This is a genomic window from Methanosphaera sp. BMS (genome assembly GCF_003268005.1).
Taxonomy (GTDB): domain Archaea; phylum Methanobacteriota; class Methanobacteria; order Methanobacteriales; family Methanobacteriaceae; genus Methanosphaera.
Genome location: NZ_CP014213.1, coordinates 2,042,888 through 2,062,500, shown reverse-complemented (window position 1 = coordinate 2,062,500; position 19,613 = coordinate 2,042,888). Strand labels below are relative to the sequence as shown.

Below are 19,613 nucleotides of genomic sequence, written 5' to 3'. Positions count from 1 at the left end.
AGAATTTTGATTAATTCTCTAATTTATAATAATTCCTTGGTTACATCTATGAATTCGCGTGCTTGATTAATTTCTTTAGCAATCTCTGCAGTAATATCATCTATTGCTTCATAATCTGATTGATTTCTTAATGATTGTGTTTTGGTTAAATACTTATAAGTCTTATTATCTAATTTACCTGTCTTCACATAGTTCTACTTAGTTCTTTGATAATTCCAAAATGTTTATTTGTAGTAATACCAATTTTTACCAGTAACGCTTTTGACATTAATAACATTGCATAGTAAGATAAACTTAGTGAATTTGCAAAATCACCCGCATCATATAATAATTTGCTTGATTTTAATTTTCTTTCGGCTTTTTTATGAAATTCTTCCAATTCATCCAAGAATAACACCTTCATTTAATACATTTGTTAAAAATGAAAAATTTTTAGTTTTTTCAAAATGTTCATTACTCATAATTTGTGCTGAAATGTATTCATAATACTCCAGAATTGTATTTACTACCTCATCTGCAACAATATCCTCAATTTCGTGATAATAATCAGATATTATTAAAATATCTATATCAGAATCTTCTGTATCATCTCCACGAGCTACAGATCCAAATAGAATTATTTTATCGATGTTATCCGACTTAATTTTTTTAGCAAAATCATTTGCAATTTTAATCCTATCATTCACAATCTCACCACTTGAATATTAACACATGAATTCTATATTATTGTTATTATGTTATGAATTATTCAATATTTATATATTATCATTTTTTTTAAATTTAGAGTGTTGGCATAAATTATGTTTTTTCACTCTTGAGTAATACTTTTATAAACTTACTATCTATTAGTATCTGCTTTAGTTATCCTTTTAAAATAATTATTATTACTTATCATGACTCCCCTTTGAATACTTATATAGATGCTCGCATTTTATTTATATAGTATCTATGAATAATATAATAATATAATTACATCATATTTTATGTCTTTATAATAGGGGACTGTTATGAATGTTTATTTTTCGAACATTTTGTTAGATATTATGGATTATGTTTATTCAGTGAATATATGGAGGTGAACTAAGATAGGTATTATGTCTGTGGAAAAAGTTGAATTTGATGGTGAAATAATATACACAGAACCTATCGGTGCTGATGATGCAATAGTTGAGATTATAGCCGAAAGGGTAAATCCTAACCTCTAATCCCAAATAAGTAACTCACCCCCCAAAACATTTTTTAAAACTAATTTTAATAAATAATAATATGAACAATAAAAAGATATCCCAAATTGGTGAAAGGGAATTGATTAAATTCTTTCTTAAAAAAAGGGATAAGTCATTAAATGATACTGATTCAATCATATACAAAAGCTACCATGATGATGCCGCTTTAATAGAAAATACTGGCAAATATACCGTGTTGTCCAGTGACATGCTAATACAGCACACACACTTTCCACACAATATGACACACTATCAGATGGGAGAAAAAATAGTGACCGTGAATGTAAGTGACATAATGGCAAATAACGCCATTTGTAACAGCATACTAATATCAATGGCACTGCCTAGCTCCATGAGCCTGGATGAATTTGATCAACTGACCGACGGAATACTTGACAAGTGCCGAGAGTATGATGTCAAGTTGATAGGCGGAGACATAAATGAAAACAGTGAAATAATACTATCGGCCACGGCTGTTGGAGTAGTTGACGATAAGCTAAAGTTATTATCAGGTGCTAAAAAAGGAGATCTTATAGCAGTTACAGGTGAACTTGGAAGTCCGGCTGCAGGTTTGGATTTGATATATGATGACATGGACATTCCATATGATGTTAAAGAAAAGTTAATAAACAGCATAGTGGAGCCTGCATTACCCATGAATACATTTAAATTACTCAACAGCTATCCCGATATGATAACCAGCATGACCGATATAACAGATGGTCTGGCATTGGAACTTTATACGCTAAGAGAAAAAAATTATAATATGGGTTTTGACTTAAATTATAATGACATACCCCATGAGAAATATTTGGGAATAATAGCAGAACACAACAGAAAAAGTATTCTTGACTACATTCTACACTTCGGCGAAGAATTTGAATTACTTATGACATTAGACTCCGACAAATACAATGAATACAAGGAAATATTCACAGACAAACTCTTTATCATAGGTAAATGCGATGATACCGGCAAAATTACCATGACCAAGGACTCTGAAAAGATTTCCATAACACCAAAAGGATATGAACACCTGAAAGAATTATAAAAAAATCTAACAATAGAAGGAATGACTATGAGTAACATTTGCAATATATGTCCAAATCACTGCAACATAAACAACAATACAATATGTGGACAAAAACCAACACTTGATAACGAAAACATGATTTACACCAGTGGCGTAGCGGTAGATCCAATAGAAAAAAAGCCGTTATACCACTTTTTACCGGGTACACAAACATTGTCCGTGGGCACAGTGGGCTGTAACCTCCAATGTTTAAACTGTCAAAATCACCACATAGCTCAGCCAAGTGATGTTAAAAGCGTATTTACACAGAAATACTCACCATCCGACATAGTGGGACAGGCAAAGTACAAGAAAACCCCCAGCATATCATGGACATACAACGAGCCAACAATACATCCAAAGTGGATAATTAAAACCGCTGAAATAGCCAGACAAAACAATCTTAAAACAATACTCGTATCAAACGGATACAACAGCCAAGAAACCCTGGACAATCTGGTCGAGTATGTTGACGCCGTTAATATTGACCTTAAGGGTATTGATGATGACTTCTATAAGAAAATCTGTCATGGCAGAGTCGAACATGTCTTGAATGCCATTGAATTCTACCATTCACATCAAGTCCACGTGGAGATAACAAACCTGCTTATTCCCGGATACAATGACGACTTAAGCAGTATACGAGAACTTATTAACTATGTCAAAGGAGTATCAACATATATTCCACTGCACTTTACACGATTCTATCCGCAGTTTAAGATGCAGGACGTTGAAATAACACCGGACAGGACAATTGATAAGGCATTGGACTTGGCAAAGTATCTGGGCTTGAAATACGTTTATCCTGGAAATACATCTCCATCATATAAGGACAATACATACTGCAGAAACTGCAGACACCTTCTTGTACAGCGTGAAGGTTACAACGTTAAAGTAAACATAAGCAGACAGAATGCATGCAGAAACTGCAATCATAAAACGGATATCATACTCGAATAATGCAATAAATGATTATGATTTTATTTTTAAAAAAAGAAATTGGGGATTGAAGTATTTTTAGTGGAGTCTAGAATACTCCACCTCCACCTCCACCGAATCCGCCGGAGCCTGGACCTCCGATGTCACCGAATGATCCGCCGATATCGGGCGTGTCAATATGACCGGGTATTCCATAATAGAACATGTGTCCAAATCCATAGTTGTTGGCAAGATACAGTACAGGTAAATCTGTCAGCATCTCACTTGACACATTCGTCTGGTTAAAGTGCTTTATCATGTTCTGACGTACCTCATCTGCACATCCGAGGGCTGTGGCATAGACCAGATACTTACCCCATACCTGAATGGATGCCGGTGGACGCTCCCTTATAAGACTGTAATCCAGGAGGTACTTCTTGAAGTTAGTCCAACGGTCATGGAATATGCTTCCCTCTTTTGTCCAACATCCCATTATAGTGTTAGGCATAATAAAGAGCACTACAGAGACTACAAGCAACAATCCGGCAAAGACTATTGCTATCAGATTGGTAAGTCCTCCCTTGAAGACGAATATTGCCAAGAACAACAGTATTATAGCTATTACAAATGATGCATAACTACAATATGCAGTATATGTTGAGGCCTTGTCATCATAATATCTTCTTATATCAAGGCTTGAGAATTCATGAGATGTATCGATAATCCAAGCGTTCATAAACTTTGAAAATGACGAGGAATCAGCTAGCATATTCTTGAATGAGATATGATTATTTTCATCCCCAAAGGATAATACATAGTCGTATACGTCAAGTTCATATCTTCTTAGACCGGACAAGTCCTTATCTGTTGGCCGTATTATCGTATCTGTTTGGTCCGAGTGTATTAGCTTAAAGTATTTTTTGTCTATCAAGTCAAGTAGTGTGGCGTTGTATCCGTCAGCGTTGACCTCGCCGACCTGACCGTTTAGAAGCATGTTTACAAGCAATGGCTTATCATCTGTTGGTATCTGACTTTCTTCCTGATTATGATATATTGAATTCTTGTTTCTGCCAAACCTTAGATATATGGCCAATGGTATGGCCATTAGTACTGTTGAAATTATAGCGGCGATGTAGCCGAAGTTATCACCGATAGACTCCTTGAATAAGTATGACTGCTGATCCTGTTCAATCTGACTTTTAGCATCCTTGTTTATTACATCAGCGTTTTGTGTACTTTTTATGTAATCCTTTGGCATTAGTATTCTTTGTTCGGATTGCTGATTTGAGTCCATCTTATTGAATTTGATTGTAAGCGTGTTGTCGGTTGTCCATGTACTTTCATTTACGCTGTGTGGCGGATTGTTCCAGTACTCAACCTCCCGATTACTGCCGGGTATGTGAATACTTTCGGTTAGATTATCAACGTCCGTATCCCAGTACTTATCCCATGACATGTACTGGAATTCAGCTACGTCATTATATACTTTAACTGCCTTGTTGAAGTTATAATGATAGATTACCCTTACAAGGCCTGGATTTACCTGTCTGGTCTTGGCCTCATCGGAGTATAGCCATACCTTCAATGTGACGTTGTTTGTTGAATTGACTACTTCCAAGGTGTTATAGTAGCCGGGTGTCTCTACTGATATATTGTCAATGCTTTGAGCACCGGATAGTAGTATAGTCCTATAGACACCGTTTATATTATCATGTATATTGTATGATATATCCTCCGTTATAACACATGCACCATCATCCTTTATCACTATGTCCTTGTTAACGTTATCCAAGGAGTACTGTGAACTTGATGAATAGGATAGTGGAATTGTAATGAACAATATGATTAACAATAGCAATATAGATTTTTTAATATGATTATTCATCGTAAGCCCTCCGTTTCCTGTTTATTAAGTAAAGATATACTTGTTGATTTAATATATTCACTTCTGAAAATAAATAATTATGTTGTGTATTGTGTCTATGTTTATAAAATTGTTTACAGATGTTGTCATTTTCAAAGCAGTGATATTTCATTGTTCACCTTGAAAGATACGTTGAAGAATTTGTTAGGCTAGTTATGGAAAAATAAATAGCATCAGATTAAACTAAATTACACATACTCCCATTTATGAAAATATGATTAAAAAGACTGTTTAAATACGAATAGAATTAAATAAAAATAGTAACAAAAAAATGGAAATATGGGTGGATTTTAGAAGGTTCCACCTCCACCTCCACCGAATCCTCCGCCTACTGATGATATTCCACCAGATGATGATGAGTTAGCTTCCGATTCCAGATGTGAAAATGACGAGGTCATGTTGTTTAATCCGCCATAATACGTAAACCAGACTATATCTGATTGATATAGGTAATCCTCATTTACATTAACGCTTTCAAAGTACTTGAACATGTTGTCCGATACTTCCTTAGCACAACCCAGGGCTGTTGCATAAACAAGGTATCTGCCCCATACCTGTATGGATGCGGGAGGATAATCCTTAATCATACTGTAATCGGTTACGTAATTTTCAAATGCTTTCCACTTGTCATGGAATGTCTTTCCTTCAGGTGTCCATCTTCCAGCGAATGTGTTAGGTATTGAAAATGACATTACCCCAACAACAAACAGCAGTATGACGATAATTATATTGAAGAATGATGAATCCGTAAACATTGTGTATATAAACAGTATTATGGCCAACACTACCATGAATCCGCTTATAAGATTAAGAATGTCCGAGCCTTTATCTTCAAAGTAGGAGTCCACTTTCTGCTGGGATATTTCACTTTTGGCCGTTTCCTTCCAGCCGGATATGAAAGCAGTATACTCCGTAGGATCACAGCTGTCCTTGATGTGATTGAATGAGATATCCCCGTTTCTTTCAAATTTCTTAAGGAAATTGATTATGTCCAATTCATACTTTTTAAGACCTGTTATGTCCTTATCTGTTCTTCTTATTATCGTGTCATCATTATTGCTTGCTATAATCTTATAATACTTGTTTTCAATCAGATTCAGTATGGTGGCATTGTATGCGTTTACATCAAATTCACCTACATCACCCACCACCACGTTATTTACAAATAATGGCGAGTCATCTGTTGGCGTGTCATATTCATACTCGGCTTTATAGTCAATCTTTGGTTCTCTGCCGAACAATGCGTAAATACCAAGGGGTACAAATAACAATAATCCAAGTATTGAATTTACAATTGAGCCCAGAGTCTTTTGAAACTCCCTATCAGAGGCGTACTTGTTTTGATCCTTTATTATTTGATCTTTGGCATCCAGGCCGGTTGTTATGAAGTTATCACCCGGCTTGAAGTATGACTTCGGCATTATCAGTCTTTGTTCATATTCAGTGTGTGAGGGTATGTCACTTAGCTGCGTCTTAAGTGTTGTGTCGTTTATCCATGTGGATTCTTCAACATAATCAGATGGATTGTTCCAATATTGAACACCTTCCCTGTTTGGAACTGTTATGTATGTGGTTAGTTTATCCACCCTGCTATCCCACTGTTTTCCCCATGGCTTAAATTGTAACTCAACAACATCATTATGCATCTTAACTCCTTTATTGAACTTATACTTGTAGATAACCGTTACCTTCTCATCATAGATTTTCTGTGTCTTGGCCGCGTCCTTATACAGCCATACCTTTATTCTTACATTGTCATTGTTTGTAATTATCTCGGGCGTGTTATAATAGCCCGGAGTTTCCACTTCAACATCACTTATGCTTTGACCGGATGCTAATGGTATTTCCCTGTATACCCCATTAACGCTACCTTCTATATCCTGTGTAATGCTTTCTGTAAAGATTGTCGTTCCATTATCAGATAGGTATACGTTGACAGTAGCCTCTGGTATGGTATAATCACCATCATCTGCAAATGCCACCGGCAACAGTAGAAATAATGAGATTACAAGAAGTACCGAAAGCTTCCTTATTTTATTATTCATAAAATACCCCCAATTGGATTATTATCATATAATAAGATACTATAATTATATAAATATATAATCTTTTCTAAAAATTATATGATGAATCAGTAATGTAAAATCAAAAATATTAATTGAAAAAAATAGTATGGTTTAATCTACCAGATACAGGCTTCTGTTTGCATCATGGTAGAATAACTTTATCAAATCATTATCAAGCAGTTCTTTCCTATTGTGTTTGTCGATGTATCTAATCATGTTCTGTCTGAATGACAGGTCAACCCCACATGTAGCCGAATATACTATATAATCAGCCCAATTTGAAACTGTTTCAGGGGGATTGTTCTCTATTTTACTGTAATCATTCAAATAAGATTCGAATTGCTTCCAATGTTGGTGCTGAATCCGGCCATTTTTGTTCCAGTTATTGCTTATTTTTGATGAAATTACATAGGCAAATATTATTATTGGAATAAGAACTATCAGACATCTGAATGTCCACGTAAATATTGGAACATCAGGTTTTAACATGTTTATCAAGATGAATGCTATCAATACATATATTATTGTCGTAAATGAATAGTATTTCAATAATTTGGATGTTTTATCGGTGAAATATTCTGTTATTGAATAACTTTTTTTGCATACCTGTTTGAATTTTTCATAGAGATTGTTTACTTCCGTTTTATCAATGCCATTGTATATTTCATTAAGTGCTTTTTGCTTGTTAATGTGTTCGGACAATGCATCGTATAAGATTTTTTCATGATCTTCAAGGTTATTGTCTTTATCTTTGGCTATTCGTATGAATAATTCATCATCACTGTGTGTCACGTTGATTAATTTCTTGTTTACTAGCTCCAATATCGTTGCATATAATGCATCAGCATTAACCGTATCCTTTTTATCATTCAATATCATGTTGGCCTTAATATAGCTATCATTTAAATCAAAGATAGCATCATGACCGGCATCATCTACGCCAGATTTTTTGAAGTAGTTGATTGATATGGCAAGTGGCGTCAGCATTAACAGTACAGATATCGCTATGAGCAAGTATCCCATAGTGTTATTGAATGCCACGTCTTTTGCATAATCATCCTGATTTTTTGTTATTTCCTCTTTCTGCAGTTGATTTATATTGTTGGTGTATTCGTTTGACTTGAATGCATCATTTGGCATTAGCACTACTTGAGTTAGATTGGAATCCGGTGATATTTGCTTATATCTTGTCTCATACCTATGCTTATTTACCCATGAATGGCTGCTTATCAGGTATGGAGGGTTGTCATAGATTTTTATGTCATCACGTGTGGCAGGATATGTTATGTATGTTTCAAGCTTTGAGACCGTGCTTGTTGAATCAGCCCATGGAGTATAGTTGAATACCGCGACGTCATTGTATAAATCTACTGCGTTTATGCTAGTATAATGATATATTATTTTTACGCTTCTGTTGGTGAGCTTATTTTTCTTGGATTCATCCGTATATAATGATAGTTTAATATTGGTATGATTTTTAGTATCGTTTATGTTGATATCATAGTAAATGCCTTCACATTCAAGTGATATGTTGTCTATGACCTCATTTGATGACTTGTCGATTGTGTAATATACCACGTTGCCGGATTCATCCAGGGTGTATGTCACTTCATCACTATAAAAGCATTGTCCATCATCACTGATGTTTATAAAGTTCACCACGACGGGGACTGTATATGCATGTACTTCATCATTTTCTCCAATAGAATATATGGGTGTTAATAATAACAGAAGTATGATGAATATACTTGACAATTTAATGATGGTATTTAATTTAAAAGTACTCATGATTAACATCCTTAAAGCGATAATATTATCTTTATATGAATAATTAATTATAGTTAATGAAGAAGAGATATTGCATGGAAAGTTATCAAAAAAAGAATGCTATTGAATATGTGTTGAAATCATCCTTGCTTACTTAAAAGCTAAAATTAACGACAGTCATAAGTAAAAATATCAAAAATAATAAAAAACAAAAAAAGGAAAATTGTTTGAAAGAATATCTAGAATTGTACGTTAGGTACAGCCCTATCACTTTCATGTGCTTCAAAGAACTCGGACTGTTTGAATCCGAATAATCCTGCAATTATATTGCTTGGGAATTGTTCACATAGGTTATTGTATTTTAGTACCGTGTCATTATAGAATTGTCTTGAATAGGATATTTTATCTTCAGTATCAGATAACTCCTGCTGTAATTCTATAAAGTTCTGGTTAGCCTTAAGTTCAGGATAAGCTTCTGCTACTGCAAATAAGCTTTTTAATGCACCTGTTAATTGGTTATCTGCTTGTGCTACCTCTTCAACAGTTGTAGCATTGGCGATACTTGATCTTGCCTTTGTGACTTCTTCAAATGTTGATTTTTCATGTCCGGCATAACCCTTAACAGTTTCCACAATGTTTGGAATTAAATCATTACGTCTTTTGAGTTGTACATCAATTTGACTCCAAGCATTTTTAACCCTATTTCTAGCATTTACAAGGTTATTATAGAATTTAATGATAATTCCCACAATGATAAGAATTATTACCACTATTATTATGATTAAAATCATGCTCATATTTTATACCTCCATAATTTTTATAAAGTAATAAATTAAATAATTAATTAATATTATACATTATATTAGTATAAAAACTTTATCCAAATTTATAAGAAGTGATTTTGTATGAGTACATATAGGGATTTGCAATTGTTATCCGACGCGGCATACTATGACAGGTGTAACTATGTCAACTATAACGTTGACAATGTACTCAAAGAAACAGATAAAATCAAAAATGGGATATACTATGCAAAGCGTGGCAGCCAGGAGGTACCCCTTTTTAAGGTGCTGCTTACAAATCAATGCAACAATGACTGTGCATACTGTACCAATTGCAAGGCACATAACTATCAGCGGGCAAGGCTAAGTCCGGATGCACTGGCAAGAATATACATGGACTTCTACAATAAAAATAGTGTGGAAGGATTGTTTTTAAGCTCCGGCATCATTAAGGATGCCGACACCACAATGGAAGAAATGATTGAAGCCGTGCACATTCTAAGAAACAAGTATTCATACAAGGGTTATGTTCACTTGAAAATCATACCCGGCTCAAGCAAGGATCATATAAAACATGCAATGCAGTTGGCCGACAGAGTCAGCATAAACCTTGAGGCCGCAACGAAGGATGGTCTGGGTGACTTGTCAAGTACAAAAAATTATGACAAGGATATTTTGAAAAGGCTTGACTGGATAAGTAACTTGCATAGACGTGACCATAACCTTGCAAGCAGTGGACATACCACCCAGATAATTGTAGGTGCAAATGAGGAAAGCGATGAAGACATATTAAAACAGGTTTATAAACTATCCAATAAATATGACACCTTGTATAATTACTTCAGTAGCTTCAAGCCACTGGAAGGTACACCGCTGGAAAATCACGAGCAACCGGACATACGTAGAACGGGAAGATTATATCAGGCAGAATATCTCTTTACACAGTACAACTATAAACTGGATGATTTGATACTTGACGACGATGGATTCCTGAACCTGAACGAAGATCCAAAATACATGGCGGCACTCGAGAATATGGACCTATATCCAATAGACGTTAACACCGCCAAATACAAGGAATTGATAAGAGTACCCGGCATTGGACTGAAGTCGGCAAGAAGAATAACACACATGCAAAAAGAAAACAAAAAGATTACAAGCCTCAAACAGCTCCAAGACCTGGGAGCCAACATAAACAAATGCAAAATATTCGTAAAAACGGGAAAAGCCTATCAAAGCACGTTAATATAATCCTAAAATGTGTTTAATCATTAAATTAAAAAAAAATAGTGGATTTTTAAAAAAAATTTAAATGAGAGTTATTCTTCATCAAATAATTCCCATATTTCCGGATATTTCTTACTGATAGCTTCTTCCAGTAATATTGAAGCTTCGTTACTAATACTAAATTCTGGAACTGTTTTTTTAAGGTATCTTAATGTTGATGCTGATTTAACAGACCATAAACTTATTCTAGGATTATCAGATACTTCCTGTTTGATTTCATCAATCTTTTCCTGACTCAAAACCATGAATGAATCATTAGATGTTTTGTTTTTTCTACTTGCCTTTTTTGCCTTTCTGGTTGTTTTCTTATCATCCTGATTTTGAATTAAAGCATCCAATCCTCTGCCTAATGCACTTTCAGCCATTACTGTTCACCTTCCAATTTAATAATCTCCTTAGCCAATTTCAGGTATGCTTTTGTTCCGCTGCAGTCTGGATCATATAAGATACAAGGCTGAGCATAACTTGGTGCTTCGGCCAATTTAACATTTCTAGGAATTCTAGTGTTGAATATGTGTTCTTCATCTTTAAAGAAGTCTTTGACACTGAAAACAACGTCACGTGCCAGTCTGGTTCTGCCATCATATAAGGTGATTAATATACCCTTTATAGGACATGGACTTTTAAGTCTTGTCTCGACCAACTTGATTGTTTGCAATAGGTCAAGCATTCCCTCTAAAGCATAGAATTCTGCCTGTATTGGTATAATAACACTGTCTGATGCCACCAGGGCATTTAATGTTAATATTCCCAAGGATGGAGGGGCATCGATGAATATGTAATCATATGCATCTACATGGTTTTCCAGTTTTTCATTCAAGATGTATGGATAACCTATTTCCTTACTAAGCTCCACTTCAGCCCCGCTTAATGATATGTTACTTGGTAGGCTGTGTAAATTTTCCAATTCCGTCTGATATATGCATTCGTTTAATGTACACTTGCCTGTTATAAGGTCATATATTGTAGTCTCAATCTGATTTTTTTCAATTCCCATACTGGTAGTTGCATTACCCTGTGGATCCATATCGATAACCAATACCATTTTACCAAGTTTTGCTAAGCTAGCTCCAAGATTTACTGCTGTAGTGGTTTTTCCACAACCACCCTTTTGATTTAATATTGTAATAACTTCTGTCATTGAATATCTCCTAAATTAGTATTAAAATAATTGTTGATTATTAATATTTATCATGAAACTAATATTTAAAGTTATAAGTTAAAAGTTATAATAAAAACAGTAGAGAATAGAATAAATGAATAAGCAAACGAAGCAAAAAAAATTAAAAATAGAGGAATAAATTAATAATCCTAGAATTTTACACGTTTAGATACTTTGTAAGGTAAAGGTAATTGTCTAAATGGCATTCCATCAGTTTTTGTGTGTATTTCATTGGCCAATTCTTCGACTGTGACTTCTTGTTTACTGTCATCGTCACGTCTGTTGACTGTTATGGAATTGTTTTCCACCTCATTGTCACCTACAACTATGGTGTATGGAATCCATTCCTTACCGGCATTTCTGATTTTCTTACCTAATCTTTCTGCAGTGTCATCAACATCCACACGGACGTTTAATCTTCTTAATTTACAATATACATCCTCAGCATATTCCAAGTGATTATCTGTAACAGGTATTATTCTAACCTGTGTAGGTGATAACCATAATGGAAGTGATGGTTTATTTCCCTTATCTGTGGATGTCTTTTCGAGTAGACTACAGATTACTCTTTCCAAACTGCCTGTTGGACTGCAATGTAATATGGTAGGGTACTGTTGTTGCTCGTTTTCATCAAGGTATGTGATTCCGAATCTTCTGGCACTTTGAATATCCATCTGTACAGTAGGATTTTCTATAGGTCTGCCCAAATCATCAATAGCTGCAAAGTCGACTTTTGCATTCCAGTAGTGTTTCATCTTAGGAATAACTTCAAGAAGTACTGGTTTTTTAATGTTTTGCTTAACGACTTTTTTAACCCAGTCCTCATTTTCAGCATAGAATTCTTCCGTTACACGGAAGGCTACTTCATAATGTACGTTTAAGTCTGTTTCAGTCTGTGCACACATGTCGACTTGTCCTTCAAAGACTTCTTTGGCGTGATTGTCATCCAAACATACACTGTGGAAGTCAGGCATTGTAAATGCCCTTAGTCTTTTAAGACCAACCACTTCTCCCTGTCTTTCAAATCTGAAACTTAGTTGTGATAATTCATATATACCTACAGGCATGTTTTTCCATGTTAAAAATGAATCCGCCATTATTCTGAATGCTCCAAAACAACATGCGAATCTTAACATCAATTCCTTATGTTTTGTTTTTAACCTGTATTGTCTTTCACCAAACTTAGCTGCATGTTCTCTTATAGCGGGATCTGCCAAGTCATACATTACAGGTGTATCTACAGGCATAGCTCCTCTTTCTGTTACGAGGTTATATACGTAGTCACCCAGTAAATCCTTAACGAGTTTTCCTTTAGGATACCATCTGATATGTCCCACATCAGCTGATGGTTCATTGCTGGCCAATTCTTTTTCCTTCATCAGCTTTACGTGTGGAGGTTGTTTACCTGAATCTTCATGTGATAGACCCTGTTCATGATGAACTAACTGTTTTAACGTTTTGTTTTGATAGTTATAGTCATCGACATCATATTGTTTACCGTCTTCTTCCAATATGTAGAATTTGGATGGCTGTTTTTCTTCTTCAACTTCATCTTCTTCTTCATCAACTTCCGTTGTGATTGTTCTTGATAACTCTGATAATGGATGTCCTTTACATGATAATTCAAATGACTTATACCATCCGAACGGTACTCTCATTACTGCTTCATTATTAGATATTAGTTCTGCTTCAATACCTTTTAATATCAATTGAGCTACATCCGGATTGGATAATGAAGAACTTAGGTGTGCATATGGATATACAACTATATTCTTAGCATTAACCTTATTTTGAACATTTAGTATTTCTTTTACGGATTTTTTTATGATGATTTCTGGATTTTCTTCATCTTCTTTTTCCACGGCAATAAATGCTACTAATGCATCATCTACACCAGTGTCTCTTTTTTCATCGTCGATATCTTCGGCTATTTTAGTTTTACTTCTAGTTTTGTAACGTAAATAATCAGAATGTATCATTAACGTTCGCATTTAAATTTTCCTCCATTTATTTAGTAGATAATTCCATTATAAATAAAATACAATGATTAATAAAAAATTACTTTATAAAAAATATTTTATCTAGTAATTTATATTATGTAGTTAATAATATATTAACTTCTTTATAAATAAGAGACTTGCAAAAAAAATAAATCATAATTGTAAAAATCATAGTATTATTCAAATAGCATGAGAAGCTATAGGATATCCTTAGAAAAAAATAACAAGAGGAGGTTAATTAAAGTAGTATACATTTACTTTCATCTTTTTTCATGTCGTGATAGAATTCAAGGTCTTCGTCATCAAATTCAATTACCTTAATCATGTCATAGATTTCATCGTCCAATTCTGTGTTGATTTCAGGTAATTTATTTGCAAAATCATCGAGAAGATTCTTATTATAGGATAAAGTTTTTTCATCCTCGAATAATGCTCCATAATAGATATCTGCCTCGACTAAATCCTGGAACATGTGACTTCCAAAGGATAATTCAGGCACATATCCTACCTGACTATATGATTCCTCCAATATTGCAGAAAACTGACTTATCTCTGCAAATGCCACCGGTATTCCCAGCTCAGGTGATGATGTACCTATTCGTCCGGGTACTATCAACATTGATTTTTTATTACCTTCTTTACAGTATTCATTGATTTGACCGATTATTCTTGCTATTGAACTTTTTTTAGCATATGGGTACTGGTAGTAGTCATGTGGATTGACATATACCAGTGTCTCTATGTTTTCCATCCTGGATCGACCCATGGATGCTGATTCTATATGGAAGAACGTTTTTCCCCTATCAGATGGAATTTCAATAGTTTCATTCGTGGTAGAAATCTGTAGTGGTCTGCACTGCAACAGATTTATTACAAATGACTTATCCTGACCTATATTTACCGTGTATTCAATGTCAACAGGATAGTCATAGGCCGTTTCCAGTGTTTTGAGTATTATCTTCATCGTTTTGATAAATTCGTCATTGTTTACTATTCCGTTACAGTTTACAAATACAACATCCCTGTACTGGCCTCTTTCCTTTAGTCTACTTTCAGCATCCCAGTCATGTTCTATAACCGTGTTTTTTCCATATCTTGGCAGTACCTCTAATCCCTCATCAACTGCAATTTCATGTATTGAAATGTCTTTTATGTCAAGCACGTCCAAGTAATGTTGTGAGTACCTGTGTCTTTCGGCAATATCGGGGCGGTCTATTGCATGCGGCTTATTCAGGTTTATTATTCTCGGATAATCCTTTTGTGTTCTGTCAACCGCTTTTGTTCCCAATCCCATTACCAATCTAAGCATTCCATCATTTTGATTTGTTCCGGGCGTTGGAGAGTATGGGCTATATGAAAATCCTACACCCGCTATTGTTGGGAAGAAATAATCGCCATAATATGATCCGGATACTCTTTGAACAAGCAATGCCATCTGTTCATCCTTATCATCCAAATCGTTTAATATTCTATATTCAAGTGCGGATATGTTCATTGTACTGGCATATACTGTTTTTACAGCATCTTCAAATGCCGCTAATCTTTCCTCCAGTGTTCCCTGGTTTACACAAAACACTGACTCATATTTTCCAGCGAATGCATTTCCAAATCCATCTTCAAGAAAACTGCTTGATCTGACTATTATAGGACTTTGTCCATAATAATCAAGTATTCTTATGAACTTATCCTTTATATCATCTGAAAATGTTCCGTTTTTAAGTCCTTCTTCCAATTTTTTACCTGCTTCATAGTATCCTTCCTTACTTCTTTGTTTTACGCGTATATTCCACAAATCATTGGATACTATGTATGTGTAGAACAAGTCTGAGCCGATGTAGAATGAATCGTCAGGTTCAAAGTTAGCAAATATTTCCGGTTTCTGTTTTTCTATTATCTTTCTGGCAAGTAGCATTCCACATGCCTTTCCACCTATCATCCCACTTCCGACGAGTCTATTGTATATGGCCATGTAGTCCTCATAGTCAAAGTATTCCTTGATTTTGTCCGACATCTTTTTGTCTTTGGCCATCATCATGCTACACATCATGTCACATTTGTCAGATATGTCTACTCCACTCTCATGCAGAAGTTCTGTTTTTGTAAAAAATCTTTCCCAACTATCCGTATTTTGTTCATTCATGTTGGATGAGTTGATTACCTTGTAAAATTTACTTACTTCCATTCCATCGGTTAGTGCTGTTACCTCTTTTGTTCTAAGATCATATTTGTGTCCCAAAAACATTTCCTTTGAGTATCTGTTCCATACCTTTATTGGATGGATATATACATCATTATTATTTGAATATATGTCTAAGAATAACTGTGTTGTTTCTCGTATTTTTGCTATTGCTTCAAATGAGTGTTTTCCTCGTATTACTGGAAAGTATGCTATTGTATCGAGTGAAAATAGGTATGGACATGTTACTCTGAAGAAGTTTCCCATCATCAAGTCTGTTGACCATATTTCCTGCAAGTCCGATAAGCAGTCAAATACGTAGAATGCATCCCATCCCTCTTTTTTGATGATGTTGTGTACTTCCAAGGTGAATGATTCGAATTGTTTCGGGTCTACATCGTAAATTTTTATCCCGTTTCGTTTTATCATTGTAAATTCAGTGGTTGAATTGATTTTTTCCTGTTTTAGTTTATTTATATCATCCTCTGTCATTGGTATAATAGGTTCATGTTTTCCGAAGTGGATGTATATGAGATTTCTTTTATCATTTAATGCTTGTTTGATAAATGGATTTACAAAGTATGAAAACTCCTTTAGGTTGGATACCTGCCAAACTACATTGTCTCCTAATCGTATGTTATCCAAGGTTTCGTCCAGTTGTTCAATACCACATTTTGTTCTTTCAAATGCTACCATGATATTAACTCCATATTGTTCATTTATTATACAATTTTATAAGTTATTTTGTGTTTTTGTTTAATTTAATATAAATAGTTATTGAATAATTTTTAATAATAATGATTAAAAATATACAATATTATTTTTAAAAGTGTGTGAAATCATATAGTGGAAATTAAAAAATTCTAAAAAAAGTTAAATAAAAATGTGAAAATAATATATATTGTTTTATATATAACGGAAGTATACTTCCGACGTATAATGAAAAATAAAATGATTCCGAGAAAAAAATAAAAAATAAAAAAAATGACAAAAAATAAAAAAAGGATGATGTAAATGATTATAATATCACTACATGTATTCAGGAGCTTTAATTCCAAGTAATTTCAAGGAGTTTTTGAGTGTTATTCTACTAGCGTCGACAAGTTTTAACCTAACCTTTTCATGATCTGAACCAATAACCTGCTGTGATTTGTAGAACTTATTAAATGCCTTGGATAATGATAAGGTATATTCGGTTAAATGATGTACCCTGTATTCCTTAGCCGATTGTCTGATAACTTCCGTGAATCTTGCCAATTCACGTACCAATTCCTGTTCCTCAGCCTCCAATTTATAATCACATCTTACATCCTCATACTCATCATAATCAGATTTATTGAGTAATTTACATGCTCTTGCATGGGCATATTGAATGGATGCACAACCCCTTTCAAAGCTCAATGCCTCTTCCCACTTGAATGTGATGCTTTTTTCAGGTGATATCTGATTGATATAGAATCTTATTGAACCAACACCAATTTTTTCTGATACCTCATCAATCTGTTTATCGGTTAAGCCCAAATCACGACTGATTAATTCATCCTTGGCATGATTGATTGATTCTTCTATAAATTCATCAACCGATATGAATACTCCGCGCCTTGTGGACATTGAACCTTCAGGTAAATCTATGAATTCATAGAATACCACTTCAGGTGCCCGGTTACCGCTTAATATTAATGCTTGACTTAATTGACTGGCAGCCAGCTTATGGTCAGCACCTAATATGTCAAGAGTAATGTCGCTGTTTTTTGTTTTATATTGATGATATGCCAAGTCCCTTGTAGCATATAAGCTTGTACCGTTTGAACGTCTTAGAATCAACTCCTTGTCTATGCCATAATTTTCAAGGGGCAGGTACAATACGTCCTTTTTGATGGTAAATGGCTGTAGCTTTTCAAGCACATCGTCCACAGAACCGTTTCTTAGGAATGTACTTTCCCATTTATATAATGACATTTTAATGTTTAACTCTTTTAATGTCTGTTTAATACCATCAAGACAATGTTCAACGACAGATTCAAAGGAGTCAATCAACTTTTGATCAGTACCTTCCTCATATTTTCTTAGTATATTATCGATTTGACTGTTATAATCAGGGTTTTCCTCCAGCTTTTTATTGCTTTTATAGTATACTTCACCTATGGCATGATCTATTTTCTTATCCTCATCCAATTTGAAATGGAACTTATCCATACCCCATACTATAATGGCAATCTGTCTACCCATATCATTAACGTAGTACTGTGATTCAACCTTATAACCGGCATGCTGAAGCACCCTTTTTAATGAATCACCAAGAATGGCATTTCTCAGGTGTCCTACATGTAACGGACCGTTAGGATTCGCCGAGGTATGTTCAAGCAGTATCGTCTCATCCTTTTCAGGTAATTCACCATAACCCTTATCTATGTAATTAAGAATTTTAGTGGTAAATAACGTGTAGTCAATAAAGAAATTCAAGTATGGACCCTGACATTCAACTTTCTTGAAATATAACGGCAATTGTATATTATCCTTTATTTCTGCAGCTATTTCAACCGGTGACTTCTTAAGTTTACGTGCCAATAAGAATGCCACGTTACTTGATATATCACCCATATCAGGTGATGGTGGCTGTTCCAATACTAATTCATCATCCAATTTAATCTTCATCTTTACTAAAGCTTCTTCTATACACTCTATTATTTCTAATTTTAATTTTGAATACATCTTTTACCTCCATGAAATTATAGACCTCTAAATAACAAAGTAACATATCCTATCTTTGGAATTACAACAAGATGTCCCCCCACAGTTATTACCTTTGAACGTATCTGACTTGGCTGAACAAGGTACGGGTCCTCTTTATTGTTGTTATCTCCCTTTATTGTGAAATATTTCGATCCGTTAATCATCTGGACATCTATCACTCTATGTATTACAGGTTCCTTATACCACGTTGCATTATACACTACAACATCGCCTTCATTCACATCAGTTTCCGGGTTGAATTCTTGTATTCCATAGGTATTTGTATTAACTGTAGCTACTATATCTCCCCTATAAAATGACGGTTCCATACTACCTGAAACAACTACATTTAAATGTGCCGCTAGCAATACCGCTATTATTACTATAATTGCATAACTAGCTATCTCCCTTGCTAAACTAGTATTGTCTTTATTTGCCTCTTGTTGCTTTTGTTTTTTCTGCCTTTTTTCCCTGTTTTTACGTTTTTTTGACAAGAACAC

16 protein-coding genes are annotated in these 19,613 nt (G+C 34.5%); 3 read left to right on the top strand and 13 right to left on the bottom strand.

Going from position 1 to position 19,613, the window contains the following annotated elements:
* Nucleotides 1-23: 23 nt before the first annotated feature.
* Genes AW729_RS11305 through AW729_RS07560 form a run of 3 tightly spaced genes read right to left on the bottom strand, consistent with a single transcriptional unit; the run spans nt 24 to nt 686 of the window.
* Entirely contained in the window at nt 24-188 is a 165-nt protein-coding gene (locus AW729_RS11305) for a hypothetical protein (RefSeq protein ID WP_162685850.1), read from the bottom strand.
* Nucleotides 185-388, bottom strand: coding sequence for a HEPN domain-containing protein (locus tag AW729_RS07565; protein WP_162685849.1), 204 nt, complete (start codon nt 386-388; stop codon nt 185-187). Before AW729_RS07565 ends, AW729_RS11305 begins: the two co-directional genes overlap by 4 nt.
* Entirely contained in the window at nt 381-686 is a 306-nt protein-coding gene (locus AW729_RS07560; RefSeq protein WP_162685848.1) for a nucleotidyltransferase domain-containing protein, read from the bottom strand. Before AW729_RS07560 ends, AW729_RS07565 begins: the two co-directional genes overlap by 8 nt.
* A 580-nt stretch (nt 687-1,266) precedes the next feature.
* Between AW729_RS07560 and thiL the strand changes: the two genes are divergently transcribed.
* Both thiL and amrS read left to right on the top strand, forming a co-directional pair.
* Nucleotides 1,267-2,277, top strand: a complete 1,011-nt coding sequence (gene thiL / locus AW729_RS07550) for a thiamine-phosphate kinase (protein ID WP_112124537.1) — start codon at nt 1,267-1,269, stop codon at nt 2,275-2,277.
* 27 nt (nt 2,278-2,304) lie between these two features.
* The gene (amrS, locus tag AW729_RS07545; RefSeq protein ID WP_162685847.1) at nt 2,305-3,258 is read left to right on the top strand and encodes an AmmeMemoRadiSam system radical SAM enzyme; all 954 of its coding nucleotides are present in this window, start codon (nt 2,305-2,307) and stop codon (nt 3,256-3,258) included.
* 67 nt (nt 3,259-3,325) lie between these two features.
* On the opposite strand, the gene AW729_RS07540 is transcribed toward amrS, so the two are convergent.
* From AW729_RS07540 to AW729_RS07525, 4 genes are all read right to left on the bottom strand, one after another.
* Complete coding sequence (locus AW729_RS07540) at nt 3,326-5,101, bottom strand: DUF2207 domain-containing protein (RefSeq protein WP_112124535.1); 1,776 nt, start codon at nt 5,099-5,101, stop codon at nt 3,326-3,328.
* 329 nt (nt 5,102-5,430) lie between these two features.
* Nucleotides 5,431-7,185: a DUF2207 domain-containing protein gene (locus AW729_RS07535; protein WP_112124534.1), complete on the bottom strand. Its 1,755-nt coding sequence runs from the start codon at nt 7,183-7,185 to the stop codon at nt 5,431-5,433.
* Nucleotides 7,186-7,317: 132 nt separating this feature from the next.
* The gene (locus tag AW729_RS07530) at nt 7,318-8,994 is read right to left on the bottom strand and encodes a DUF2207 domain-containing protein (protein ID WP_162685846.1); all 1,677 of its coding nucleotides are present in this window, start codon (nt 8,992-8,994) and stop codon (nt 7,318-7,320) included.
* Nucleotides 8,995-9,212: 218 nt separating this feature from the next.
* Nucleotides 9,213-9,770: a LemA family protein gene (locus tag AW729_RS07525; protein ID WP_112124532.1), complete on the bottom strand. Its 558-nt coding sequence runs from the start codon at nt 9,768-9,770 to the stop codon at nt 9,213-9,215.
* A 108-nt stretch (nt 9,771-9,878) separates the two neighbouring features.
* Between AW729_RS07525 and AW729_RS07520 the strand changes: the two genes are divergently transcribed.
* Nucleotides 9,879-11,006, top strand: a complete 1,128-nt coding sequence (locus tag AW729_RS07520) for a radical SAM protein (RefSeq protein ID WP_112124531.1) — start codon at nt 9,879-9,881, stop codon at nt 11,004-11,006.
* 68 nt (nt 11,007-11,074) lie between these two features.
* On the opposite strand, the gene AW729_RS07515 is transcribed toward AW729_RS07520, so the two are convergent.
* The 6 genes from AW729_RS07515 to AW729_RS07490 all read right to left on the bottom strand — a co-directional run bounded on the left by AW729_RS07515 (nt 11,075) and on the right by AW729_RS07490 (nt 19,517).
* A complete protein-coding gene (locus tag AW729_RS07515; RefSeq protein WP_112124530.1) occupies nt 11,075-11,407 on the bottom strand; it encodes a hypothetical protein in 333 nt (110 codons plus the stop codon).
* The gene (locus AW729_RS07510; RefSeq protein WP_112124529.1) at nt 11,407-12,183 is read right to left on the bottom strand and encodes a ParA family protein; all 777 of its coding nucleotides are present in this window, start codon (nt 12,181-12,183) and stop codon (nt 11,407-11,409) included. Before AW729_RS07510 ends, AW729_RS07515 begins: the two co-directional genes overlap by 1 nt.
* Before the next feature lie 170 nt (nt 12,184-12,353).
* Nucleotides 12,354-14,195, bottom strand: a complete 1,842-nt coding sequence (locus AW729_RS07505; RefSeq protein WP_112124528.1) for a threonine--tRNA ligase — start codon at nt 14,193-14,195, stop codon at nt 12,354-12,356.
* A 247-nt stretch (nt 14,196-14,442) separates the two neighbouring features.
* Nucleotides 14,443-17,076: a PEP/pyruvate-binding domain-containing protein gene (locus AW729_RS07500; protein ID WP_112124527.1), complete on the bottom strand. Its 2,634-nt coding sequence runs from the start codon at nt 17,074-17,076 to the stop codon at nt 14,443-14,445.
* A gap of 333 nt (nt 17,077-17,409) precedes the next feature.
* Nucleotides 17,410-19,092: an arginine--tRNA ligase gene (argS, locus tag AW729_RS07495; protein WP_112124526.1), complete on the bottom strand. Its 1,683-nt coding sequence runs from the start codon at nt 19,090-19,092 to the stop codon at nt 17,410-17,412.
* A 17-nt stretch (nt 19,093-19,109) separates the two neighbouring features.
* Complete coding sequence (locus AW729_RS07490; RefSeq protein WP_236951276.1) at nt 19,110-19,517, bottom strand: signal peptidase I; 408 nt, start codon at nt 19,515-19,517, stop codon at nt 19,110-19,112.
* Nucleotides 19,518-19,613: the final 96 nt, after the last annotated feature.